The organism is Hafnia alvei (assembly GCF_964063325.1).
In the GTDB taxonomy this organism is placed as follows: Bacteria; Pseudomonadota; Gammaproteobacteria; order Enterobacterales; family Enterobacteriaceae; genus Hafnia; species Hafnia alvei_B.
Window position 1 is genome coordinate 1746954 of record NZ_OZ061315.1, and the last position, 12289, is coordinate 1759242.

Sequence of the window (12289 nt, forward strand, 5' to 3'; positions counted from 1 at the left end):
CTAAGCCAGCCTGTGTCAAAATAGCAGGTTTAAAGCGTCCCTCACGGGGAGATTTTTCTGGTGGTGCGCTGTGCAAATATTCAGGAGCCGACATATTCATGAGTCGAGGTACGCAAGATCGTAATTTTGACAATATCGCTGAAAAATTTGCGCGCAACATTTACGGCACGACCAAAGGAAAAATCCGTCAGGCAGTGTTATGGCAGGATCTGGAACAGTTGCTGACACAGCTCCCGCAAAGATCCTTACACATTCTTGATGCAGGCGGTGGGCTTGGGCAGGTATCCTGTGAGCTTGCCGCACGCGGTCATCAGATCACGCTCTGTGACATCTCGGGTGAAATGCTCAAGCGCGCACAGGCTTATGCCGAAGAGAAAGGTGTGATCCAACACATGCGTTTTGTGCAAAGTCCAGCGCAAGAGATGCATCAGCATTTAGAACAGCCGGTTGATCTGATATTGTTCCATGCGGTTTTGGAATGGGTTGCTGAACCTCAAGAAACGTTGGCATCTTTGATAAAGTGTTTAACGCCGGGCGGCGCATTGTCGTTAATGTTCTATAACTACAATGGCCTGTTAATGCGAAATGTGATCATTGGCAATACGGCATACGTCAATCAAGGGATGCAAAAACGTAAGACACGCACGTTGTCACCTGACCATCCGTTGGATCCACAAAAGGTGTACGGCTGGCTTGAAGACATTGGGCTGACAATTTCCGGTAAAACGGGCGTGCGGGTATTCCATGATTACCTACGAGAGAAGACGCAACAAATTGAGGCTTTTGATGATCTATTAGCGCTGGAGCAGCGTTATTGTCGTCAGGAGCCTTTTGTGAGTTTGGGGCGCTACATCCATGTGATGGCGCACAAACCCGACACGAAGGACCAACTATGAGTGATTTCTCCCAGACTGTACCGGAGCTGGTTGCCTGGGCGCGGAAAAATGACTTTTCAATTTCACTTCCCACCGAACGTTTGGCGTTCATTTTGGCTATTGCCACTTTGAACAGCGAACGACTTGACGGTGAGATGAGTGAAGGTGAACTGATCGATGCATTCCGACACGTCAGCAAAGCTTTTGAACAAACACATGAAACGGTAGCCATCCGTGCCAATAATGCGATTAACGATCTCGTTAAGCAGCGCCTGCTAAACCGCTTTACCAGCGAGTTAGCCGATGGAAATGCAATCTATCGTTTGACGCCGTTAGGCATTGGCATTACGGATTACTACATTCGTCAGCGAGAGTTCTCAACGCTGCGCCTATCTATGCAGCTGTCTATCGTAGCGCAAGAGCTACGCAGCGCAGCCGAAGCGGCAGAAGAGGGTGGTGATGAGTATCACTGGCATCGTAATGTGTTTGCCCCGCTGAAATACTCTGTTGCTGAGATTTTCGATAGTATCGATTTAACCCAGCGCATCATGGATGAACAGCAGCAGGGCGTTAAAGCAGATATTGCGGCGTTGCTGAATAAAGACTGGCGTGCTGCTATCTCAAGCTGTGAAGTTCTGCTCTCGGAAACTTCAGGCACCTTGCGCGAATTGCAAGATACGCTTGAAGCGGCGGGTGATAAGCTGCAGGCAAACCTGCTGCGAATCCAAGACGCCAACCTGAATAACCCTGATTTGGCATTCGTTGACAAACTGGTGTTTGATCTGCAAAACAAGTTAGACCGCATTATCAGTTGGGGCCAGTTGACCATCGATCTGTGGATCGGCTACGACAGACACGTGCATAAGTTTATCCGTACCGCGATCGATATGGATAAAAACCGAGTCTTTGCTCAGCGTTTACGCCAATCAGTACAGAACTACTTTGATAACCCGTGGGCACTGACCATTGCCAATGCCGATCGTCTGTTCGATATGCGTGATGAAGAGCTCGCGTTGCTGAACGAAGAGGTCACCGGCGAACTGCCTCCGGATATGGAGTATGAAGAGTTCTCTGAGATCCGTGAGCAGCTGGCAGCAATGATTGAGCAAGAGTTGAAGATTTATCAAAAAGAACAGCGTCCATTGGATTTAGGCGCGGTTTTGCGCGAATACCTAACCCAGTATCCGCGTCAACGTCATTTCGATTTGGCAAGAATTTTGGTCGACCAAGCGGTTCGCTTAGGTGTGGCTGAAGCTGATTTCACCGGATTACCTGCTCAATGGCAGGCAATCAATGGTTACGGAGCCAAGGTACAGGCCCATGTCATCGACAAATACTGAAAATATGATGCCAGCTAAACTGGCGCTAGCGGTGTTTAACCCGCTATTCCCTGCACTGGATAGCCAACTGCGATCCGGACGTCACATCGGCATTGATGAGCTAGATAACCATGCTTTCCTGATGGATTTCCAGGACGAGCTTGAATTATTTTATAGCCGTTATAACGTTGAGCTCATCCGCGCTCCTGAAGGTTTCTTCTATCTCAGGCCGCGTTCGACCACATTGATCCCACGTTCGGTGCTGTCTGAACTGGATATGATGGTCGGAAAAATCCTGTGTTATCTCTACCTTAGCCCTGAGCGTTTGGCGCATGAAGGCATTTTCAGCCAGCAAGAACTCTATGATGAGTTACTGTCTTTGGCCGATGAAAACAAGCTGCTGAAATACGTTAACCAGCGTTCAACTGGCTCGGATCTCGACCGCCAGAAACTGCAGGAGAAAGTGCGTACCTCATTAAATCGTCTACGCCGTTTGGGCATGGTCTATTTCATGGGGAATGACAGCACAAAATTCCGCATCACCGAAGCGGTGTTCCGCTTTGGTGCAGATGTGCGTAGCGGTGACGATCCACGTGAATCCCAGTTGAGAATGATCCGTGACGGCGAAGCCATGCCGTTAGAAAACACGTTATCACTGAATGATGAAAACGAAGAAAACGAATCCAGTGCGGACGGTAGCGCGGACAACGCGGAGGATGAACAGGAATGATTGAACGCGGAAAGTTTCGCTCGCTGACATTGGTTAACTGGAACGGTTTCTTTGCCCGAACTTTTGATCTGGATGAATTGGTGACAACGCTGTCCGGCGGTAACGGTGCAGGTAAATCCACCACCATGGCGGCGTTTGTTACGGCGCTGATCCCTGACTTAACGCTGCTGCATTTTCGTAATACCACAGAAGCCGGTGCGACTTCAGGGTCACGCGACAAAGGCTTGCACGGAAAGTTACGCGCTGGTGTCTGTTATGCCACCCTCGACGTGGTTAACTCACGCCATCAGCGCGTGTTAGTCGGTGTCCGTCTACAGCAGGTTGCCGGGCGCGATCGAAAAGTGGATATCAAGCCGTTCACCATTCAAGGCTTGCCAACCTCATTCCAGCCAACGGAAATCCTAACGCAAACCGTGGGGGAGCGTCAGGCTCGTGTGCTGCCGTTAAACGAGCTGAAAGAGCGCGTGGAAGCCATTGAAGGCGTGCAGTTCAAACAGTTTAACTCGATTACCGACTACCACTCCCTGATGTTTGATTTGGGTGTGATCCCACGCCGTTTACGTTCGGCATCGGATCGCAGCAAGTTTTATCGCCTGATTGAAGCGTCGCTTTACGGCGGTATTTCGAGTGCGATTACCCGTTCCCTGCGCGACTATCTGCTGCCAGAAAACAGCGGCGTACGTAAAGCTTTCCAAGATATGGAAGCGGCTTTGCGTGAAAACCGCATGACGCTGGAAGCGATTCGCGTTACGCAGTCTGACCGCGATCTGTTTAAGCATCTGATCACCGAAGCAACGTCCTACGTTTCTGCTGACTATATGCGCCATGCCAATGAGCGGCGCATACACCTCGATCAGGCATTATTGCTGCGCCGTGAATTGCTGGGAGGCCGTAAACAGCTGCTGGCCGAACAGTATCGCCACGTGGAAATGTCGCGTGAATTAGCCGAGCAAAGCGGGTCGGAATCCGATCTCGAAACCGATTATCAGGCGGCAAGCGATCATTTAAATCTGGTGCAAACTGCAATGCGCCAGCAGGAAAAGATCGAGCGCTATCAGGGCGATCTGGAAGAGCTGACCTACCGTTTAGAAGAACAGAATGAAGTGGTGGCTGAAGCGAGCGATCTGCATGCTGATTATGAAGCCCGCTCAGAAGCCGCTGAAGCCGAAGTGGATGAACTAAAAAGCCAGCTGGCTGATTATCAGCAAGCTTTGGACGTTCAGCAAACTCGTGCAATTCAATACCAGCAGGCGCTACAGGCGCTAGAACGTGCACGCCAAGTGTGTCAGTTGTCCGACCTCAATGCGGATAATAGCGAAGAGTGGTTAGAAACGTTCAGTGCGCGCGAGCAGGAAGCAACTGAAATCCTGATGCAGCTTGAGCAGAAAATGAATGTGGCAAGCGCAGCGCATTCACAGTTCGAAAATGCTTATCAGCTGGTGGTTAAGCTGGTGGGCGAAGTGAGCCGTAGCGAAGCATGGCAGGCGGGGCGTGATTTATTGCGCGACTGGTCTTCGCTTCAGCATCAGTCGGAGCGTGTGCAACCATTACGCATGCGTTTGGCCGAACTGGAGCAGCGCTTGCGTTCGCAACAAGATGCCGAACGTCTGTTGCAAGACTTCTGCAAACGCACCGGGCAGCAGTATCAGCCAGAAGAACTGGATGACGCCCAGCGTGAGATGGAAGAACGCATTGAAACGCTGACGATTGATGTGGCTGAAGCCAGCGAGCGCCGTATGGTGCTGCGCCAAGAGCTTGAGCAAATCACGGCGAAAGCGAAGGATTTGACCACGAAAGCCCCAGTGTGGCTTGCGGCGCAGGAAGCGCTGAGTCAGCTGAGCGAACAATGCGGTGAAGAGCTGTCAGACAGTCGTCAGGTCACTGAGCAGATGCAGCAATTGCTGGAGCGTGAACGTGAATCTACCGTTGAACGCGACGAAGTTGCTCATCAAAAACGTGAAATTGAAAGCCAAATCGAGCGTTTAAGCCAGCCAAGCGGTGCCGAAGATGGGCGTCTGATTGCGTTAGCTGAACGTTTTGGCGGCGTGCTGCTGTCTGAAATCTACGATGACGTCACCATCGACGATGCGCCGTATTTCTCGGCGTTATATGGTCCAGCACGACACGCGATTGTTGTTCCCGATCTTTCCTTGGTGCGCGAGCATCTGGCGGGATTAGAAGACTGTCCAGAAGATCTCTATCTGATCGAAGGGGATCCGCAGTCGTTTGATGACAGCGTATTTGCCGCCGATGAACTGGAACGCGCCGTGGTGGTGAAAACTGCCGATCGTCAATGGCGCTACTCCCGTTTCCCTGAGGTGCCGCTGTTTGGTCGCGCCGCGCGTGAAAGCCGCTTAGAAACGCTGTATGCACAGCGCGATGAGCTGGCAGAGCGTTATGCGAACCTGTCGTTTGATGTGCAAAAAACGCAGCGTTTACATCAAGCGTTTAGCCGTTTTATTGGCAATCACTTAGCGGTGGCCTTTGAGCAGGACCCAGAAGCTGAATTACGTCAAATCAACAGCCGTCGTACTGAGATAGAACGTGAGTTCAATAATCAGGATAACGTGACGCAACAGCAGCGCCAGCAGTTGTCACAGGCCAAAGAGAGTGTCGCGCTGTTGCATAAGCTCACGCCGCATATCGGTTTGTTGGCTGATGAAACCCTGCAAGATCGCGTAGAAGAGATCCGTGAAGAGCTCGAAGAGGCGCAGGAAGCCGCGCGCTATCTGCAACAGCACGGCACCAATCTGACTAAGCTAGAGCCGATGCTTTCCGTATTGCAAAGCGATCCAGAACAGCATGAGCAGCTACGTCAGGATTATCAGCAGGCTCAGCAGAATCAGCGTACGGCTAAGCAACAGGCGTTCGCGTTAACAGAAGTGGTGCAGCGTCGTGCCCACTTCAGCTACAGCGATTCTGCCGGTATGCTGACCGAGAACTCCGATCTCAACGATAAATTGCGCCAGCGTTTAGAGCATGCCGAAGCCGATCGCAGCCGTACGCGTGAGCAGCTTCGTCAACAGCAGGCACAGCTGGCCCAGTATCATCAGGTATTAGCTTCGCTAAAAAGTTCGTTTGAAGCTAAACGTGACATGCTCAAAGAGCTGTCGCAAGAGTTGCAAGATATCGGGGTTCAGGCCGATCCTAATGCGGAAGAGCGTGCACGTATCCGTCGTGATGAGCTGCATACCGCGCTGAGCAACAACCGTGCGCGTCGCAATCAGCTCGAAAAACAGATCATGTTCTGTGAATCTGAAATGGATAATCTGCAAAAGCGCCTGCGTAAGGTCGAACGCGATTACCACCAGATCCGCGAACAAGTGACCACCGCGAAAGCGGGCTGGTGTGCGGTAATGCGTTTGGTGAAAGACAACGGCGTTGAACGACGTCTGCATCGTCGTGAGCTTGCCTATATGGATGCGGATGAATTGCGTTCTATGTCGGATAAGGCGCTGGGTGCGTTACGGCTGGCCGTAGCGGACAACGAACATCTGCGCGATGTGCTGCGTCTGTCAGAAGATCCTAAACGTCCAGAACGTAAAATTCAGTTCTACATTGCGGTTTACCAACATCTACGCGAGCGTATTCGTCAGGATATTATCCGCAGCGACGATCCTGTCGATGCCATCGAACAGATGGAAATTGAGCTGGCGCGTTTGACCGAAGAGCTGACATCACGCGAACAAAAACTGGCGATCAGTTCGAAGAGCGTGGCGAATATTATTCGCAAAACAATTCAGCGCGAACAAAACCGTATTCGTATGCTAAACCAAGGCCTACAGACGGTGGCCTTCGGTCAGGTGAATAGCGTGCGTTTGAATGTTAACGTGCGTGAAGCGCATTCAACGTTGCTGACGGTGTTGTCAGAACAGCAAGAGCAACATCAGGATCTGTTTAACAGCAATCGACTGACGTTCTCTGAAGCGCTAGCAAAACTCTATCAGCGCCTCAATCCACAGATTGATATGGGGCAGCGTACGCCACAAACCATCGGCGAAGAGCTGCTGGATTATCGTAATTACCTAGAAATGGAAGTAGAGGTTAACCGTGGCTCAGACGGTTGGCTGCGTGCTGAAAGTGGGGCGCTGTCAACGGGCGAAGCTATCGGTACCGGTATGTCCATTCTGGTGATGGTGGTTCAGAGTTGGGAAGAAGAATCTCGCCGCCTGCGCGGTAAAGATATTTCGCCATGCCGACTGCTATTCCTTGATGAAGCAGCGCGTCTGGATGCGAAATCAATCGCGACGCTGTTTGAGCTGTGTGAACGTCTGGAAATGCAGTTAATTATTGCGGCACCAGAAAACATCAGCCCAGAAAAAGGCACTACCTATAAACTGGTGCGTAAAGTGTTCAATAACACTGAACATGTTCATGTCGTGGGATTGAGAGGCTTTGCTCCTGAGAAAAGCCCTATAGAATCAGTGGCTCAAGAAGAATCTGAAACATAATTTCTTGTAAATTCCGCATACTGAAATCATTATTAACGCAAACGGCCTTCATATAAGGCCGTTTTTTTTGGCAGAATATAGCCAGTGACGTATCATCATATAATTAACGTGCAATGTCTGGGTCGTTGACGCACCAACCGACACTGAAACGGCAAAATGTCATTTCTATTTGTATAATTAAGCTAAGGTTCCGAAATTCGGTGCCTGTGAGCTAACTAGGGAGCAAGGGATGGTGCTGAATAACAGATTCCGTCTAAGCCATATGGTTGTCGGTGGTTCAATAGCAATGGGTGCATTGGCGCTGAGCATCATGACAGCCTATGCAGAAGTTGCTAATCAACCCGTGGTTTCAGTGGCGACCATGAGTGTACCTCAATCGCGTTCGGCGCTGTTGTCGCAGTTTCCACAGGGCGTTTCGCTGCGTTATTTGAACCAACTTTCTGCGCTCTACGCCGCTAACCACATGCAGCCAATGTGGCAAGATCGTACAGCCGTTCAGCAATTTCAACAGCAGCTCGCTGAAGTTGCACTCTCTGGTGTTCAGCCTCAGTTCACCCAATGGGTTCAGGCGCTGACTAATCCAGATGTTAGTGGCATGGCGCGTGACGCCGTTTTATCTGACGCGATGCTGGGCTATTTGCAATTTGTCTCTGGCGTGAGCGCAACCAAAGGCAGTTGGCTATACAGCTCGGTGCCTTATGCAATGGCAGAGCCGCCGGCAACGCTGGTGAATAACTGGCAGCTGTCGATTCGTGATGGGCGCTTGAATACTTTTGTTAAATCGTTGGAACCTGCGCATCCTCAGTATGCCGCGATGCATAAGGCGTTAAAAAATCTGTTAGCGGATGCGCGCCCTTGGCCCGTGGTGAGCGACGGCCCGAGTTTAAAACCGGGTGACCTGAGCGCGGATATGCCAGCGCTGCGTGAAGTGTTGCAGCGTACAGGAATGTTGGAAGGCGATTCCAGTGTGAAGCCAACGCCGGTGCCTGAGGCGCAGCCGTTGCAATCTCCTGCGAGTCAGGATCCTAATGCGGTCATCAGTCCATCAACCACTGCGGTTACTGATTTGACCAAGCAACAACCATCACCAGAGGCTGAGCCAGCAAAAGCGGCGTCCGTTTCGGTGATCGATAACCGTTATACGCCTGAGCTTGTTGAGGCAGTGAAACGTTTCCAGCAGTGGCAAGGTTTAGCCAGTGACGGGGTGATTGGCAAGCGCACGCGCGAGTGGCTGAACGTATCGCCGCAAACGCGCGCTACACTGCTGGCCTTGAATATTCAACGCTTGCGTATTTTGCCGGGAGAAGTAAATACCGGCATTATGGTTAATATTCCTAACTACTCGCTGATTTATTACCAGAACGGCGCTGAAGTACTTTCATCTCGAGTGATTGTGGGGCGCCCATCGCGTAAAACGCCGCTGATGAATAGTGAATTGAATAACGTGGTAGTTAATCCACCGTGGAACGTGCCAACAACGCTGATTCGTGAAGATATTGTTCCGAAAGCTATGCACGATCCGGGCTATTTCGAACGCCACGGATATCGCCTGTTTTCTGGATGGAGCAACGATGCCGAAGCGGTCAATCCTTATATGATCGACTGGGCGTCTGTGTCGCCGCGTAATTTCCCGTATCGAATTCAGCAAGCACCGGGCGCGAATAATTCGCTAGGTCGATATAAGTTTAATATGCCAAGCCAAGATGCTATTTATCTGCATGACACTCCAAACCACGGATTATTTGAAAAAGATATTCGTGCGCTAAGTTCAGGTTGTGTTCGCGTGAATAAGGCTTCGACGCTGGCAAATATGCTACTTCAAGATGCTGGTTGGAACGACGCGCGGGTTTCGTCTGCGTTGAAAGAGGGGAATACGAAATATGTTCCGATACGTCATCGCATTCCTGTTCGCCTCTATTATTTGACTGCATGGGTTTCTGAAGATGGCAAGCCGCAGTTCCGCACAGATATTTACAATTATGATGACACTGTACGTTCAGGGGCAAAAATTGCTGCGCAAGCCGAGCGGCTTTTTCAACTCTAGCAAGCAGTTAGCAAAACCATAGTTTTTGTAATGTTGTAAATAATAGCCATAAAATTCTGTGATAACCCGCCAACCTTGGCGGGTAGCGGGTTGACTCGATCTTCCATGGCGGTTATGGTGCCTGACGGTGCGCTTTGGTGCGTGATTTTCAGACATTTTGCCGAGTAAAACATATCTCATGGATCCAGTTAATATTCATCGTCGCAAGTGGTTGGCTTTAGGTGGCGTTGCTATGGGAATGGCAATGCTACCAGGGCAAGCGTTAGCAACGCTTTCTACACCACGTCCTCGTATTTTGTTACTCAATAATTTAAATACCGGCGAACAACTTAAGGCTGAGTTCTTCGACGGAAAAAACTATATTCAGGAAGAATTAGTTCGCCTGAATCATTTGTTCCGCGACTACCGCGCGAATAAAGTAAAAAGTATCGACCCTCGCTTATTCGATCAAATTTTTCGTTTGCAGGCGATGATTGGCACACGTAAACCGATTCAACTTATTTCCGGTTATCGTTCCCCGCGCACCAATAATGAATTACGCGAGCGCGGCAGCGGTGTGGCGAAACATAGCTACCATACGCTAGGGCAGGCGATGGATTTCCATATTGAAGGTGTCCAGCTAGCCAATATTCGTAAAGCTGCATTGAAAATGCGAGCGGGTGGCGTTGGATATTATCCGCGTAGTAATTTCGTGCATATTGATACCGGCCCCGTTAGAAATTGGTAATGGCGCTTTAAGACGGTATTATTAGGTAGTCAAAGAGATCCTAAACGTCGGCCTTTGCCGGCGTTTTTTATATTGGGGCAAACATGAAATATAAAATCATTCCCGTCACTGCATTTCAGCAGAATTGTACTGTTTTATGGTGTGAGGATACGCTTCAGGCCGCGATCGTCGATCCGGGCGGTGAAGCAGCCAAAATTCAGCGTGAAGTTGAAGCACTGGGTTTAACGGTCACTCAAATTCTGCTGACCCACGGACATTTAGACCACGTGGGAGCCGCTGGCAGCTTGGCGAAAACCTTAAATGTGCCGATCTATGGCCCGCAGGAAGAAGATCAGTTTTGGCTGGAGGGGCTGCCAGCTCAGAGCAAAATGTTTGGCCTTGGCGATTGTGATCCCTTGGTGCCTACCCGTTGGTTAAACGACGGCGAAACCTTGTCGGTAGGTAATGAGACGCTGCAGGTTTTCCATTGCCCTGGTCATACGCCAGGCCATGTGATTTTCTTTAGTGAAAAATCACGTTTGGCACAGGTAGGCGATGTGTTATTCAGTGGCGGTGTCGGGCGTAGCGATTTTCCCCGTGGAGACCATCAGGCATTGATTAACTCAATTAAAACTAAGCTTTGGCCTCTGGGTAATGATGTTGCGTTTATTCCAGGACACGGCCCAATGTCGACTTTCGGTCAAGAGCGCCAGACCAACCCATTTGTTCGCGATGAACCTGCGGTTTGGTAGCGTCGTTGTAAATGTTGTTTGCAGAACAAAAAAGGAGCCATTCGGCTCCTTTTGTCGTTTCAATGCGCGTATTTATTTCAATACGGCAACAATGGCTTCACACAGCGGTGCCATATTGTCTGGCGTCATTCCGGCTACGTTGACGCGGCCAGAGTTTACGGCATAGACGCCGAATTCATCGCGCAGGCGGATCACCTGATCTTTGGTGAGTCCACTGAATGAGAACATACCATTCTGCTTGATGATGAAGCTGAAGTCCTGCTCAGCGCCTTTTTCCTGCAGGGTGTTAACGAACAACTGACGCATACGCTGAATACGTTGGCGCATGTCTGTGAGTTCTTGCTCCCAAATAGTACGCAGGGCTTCATTACCCAGAATAGTCGCTACCACCGAACCACCGTGTGCTGGTGGGTTGGAGTAGTTTGCGCGGATAGTGGCTTTAATCTGGCTAAATGCTTTATCGGCGGTTTCACTATCAGCGGCAACTAACGTGCAAGCACCAACGCGCTCGTTGTAGAGGCCGAAGTTTTTGGAATATGAACTCGCAACCAGCAATTCATCATGCTTAGCGGCAAAAATGCGCAGGCCCTGTGCATCTTCTTCTAAACCCTTGGCAAAGCCTTGGTAGGCGAAGTCAAACAGCGGTAACCAACCTTTCGCAACAGACATTTCTGCCAGCGCTTCCCATTGTTCTGGTGTTGGGTCAATACCGGTTGGGTTATGACAGCAACCGTGGAATAGAACCACATCACCGGCTTCTGCTTGCTCTAAGCTGTTCTGGAGCGCTGCAAAGTCTAACTGATGATTTGCCGCGTCGTAGTAATCATATTCGCGTACCTCAAGCCCTGCGGCGTTAAATACGCTTTTATGGTTAGGCCAGCTAGGGTTGCTCACCCATACGCGCTTGGCTGAGGTTTTATTGGCAATAAAATCAGCAGCTACGCGCAGAGCACCAGTCCCACCTGGGGTTTGAGCCGCATGAGCACGTTTGTCCTGAATGATTGGGCTTTCTTTACCAAACAGTAATTCCAGCGTGCAGGTAGCGAAAGCAGGAATACCATCGATGCTCAGATAGTTTTTCGTGGTTTCGTTTTCCAGCAGATACTGCTCAGCTTTTTTAACGCTGGTCAGAACCGGTGTTTTACCTGTTTCATCTTTATAGACGCCAATACCTAAATTGATTTTGTTGGTACGGGCATCGGCACGGAATAAATCGGCAAGACCTAAAATCGGATCCGCTGGTGCGGCTGGGATATTTTCAAACATGTAAGAGCTTCCATGTGTGGGATTGAGCCAGAGAACCATCAGGTTACCGCTACGCCGCGAGCTTGCCAACCGTTTGCCACAAAAAGAATACAAAGTTGTTACCTGAATGCTTCAATGCCGATAAAAGCACCAAAAATAAGAAGAAA

Annotated in this window: 8 protein-coding genes; 7 read left to right on the top strand and 1 reads right to left on the bottom strand. The window is 50.2% G+C overall.

The genetic code is table 11. The features are described from left to right. The first annotated feature begins 98 nt into the window (after positions 1 to 98). The 7 genes from cmoM (at position 99) to AB3Y96_RS08240 (ending at position 10877) form a co-directional block, all read left to right on the top strand. Positions 99 to 896 carry a tRNA uridine 5-oxyacetic acid(34) methyltransferase CmoM gene (cmoM, locus tag AB3Y96_RS08210; protein WP_367298928.1) on the top strand — a complete coding sequence of 266 codons (798 nt, stop codon included), beginning with the start codon at positions 99 to 101 and terminating at the stop codon, positions 894 to 896. After that, positions 893 to 2215, top strand: coding sequence for a chromosome partition protein MukF (mukF, locus tag AB3Y96_RS08215; protein ID WP_367298929.1), 1323 nt, complete (start codon positions 893 to 895; stop codon positions 2213 to 2215). The genes cmoM and mukF overlap by 4 nt, the downstream gene beginning before the upstream one ends. Beyond that, positions 2196 to 2924 carry a chromosome partition protein MukE gene (mukE, locus tag AB3Y96_RS08220; protein ID WP_025800984.1) on the top strand — a complete coding sequence of 243 codons (729 nt, stop codon included), beginning with the start codon at positions 2196 to 2198 and terminating at the stop codon, positions 2922 to 2924. Before mukF ends, mukE begins: the two co-directional genes overlap by 20 nt. Further along, the gene (gene mukB, locus AB3Y96_RS08225; RefSeq protein WP_367298930.1) at positions 2921 to 7375 is read left to right on the top strand and encodes a chromosome partition protein MukB; all 4455 of its coding nucleotides are present in this window, start codon (positions 2921 to 2923) and stop codon (positions 7373 to 7375) included. The genes mukE and mukB overlap by 4 nt, the downstream gene beginning before the upstream one ends. Positions 7376 to 7685: 310 nt before the next feature. Continuing rightward, entirely contained in the window at positions 7686 to 9419 is a 1734-nt protein-coding gene (gene ldtD / locus AB3Y96_RS08230; protein WP_367300295.1) for a L,D-transpeptidase, read from the top strand. 178 nt (positions 9420 to 9597) lie between these two features. Then, the gene (locus tag AB3Y96_RS08235) at positions 9598 to 10146 is read left to right on the top strand and encodes a YcbK family protein (protein WP_072309934.1); all 549 of its coding nucleotides are present in this window, start codon (positions 9598 to 9600) and stop codon (positions 10144 to 10146) included. An 83-nt stretch (positions 10147 to 10229) separates the two neighbouring features. Continuing rightward, positions 10230 to 10877: an MBL fold metallo-hydrolase gene (locus tag AB3Y96_RS08240; RefSeq protein ID WP_367298931.1), complete on the top strand. Its 648-nt coding sequence runs from the start codon at positions 10230 to 10232 to the stop codon at positions 10875 to 10877. A gap of 72 nt (positions 10878 to 10949) precedes the next feature. On the opposite strand, the gene AB3Y96_RS08245 is transcribed toward AB3Y96_RS08240, so the two are convergent. Beyond that, positions 10950 to 12143 carry an amino acid aminotransferase gene (locus AB3Y96_RS08245; protein ID WP_072309936.1) on the bottom strand — a complete coding sequence of 398 codons (1194 nt, stop codon included), beginning with the start codon at positions 12141 to 12143 and terminating at the stop codon, positions 10950 to 10952. Positions 12144 to 12289 lie beyond the last annotated feature (146 nt).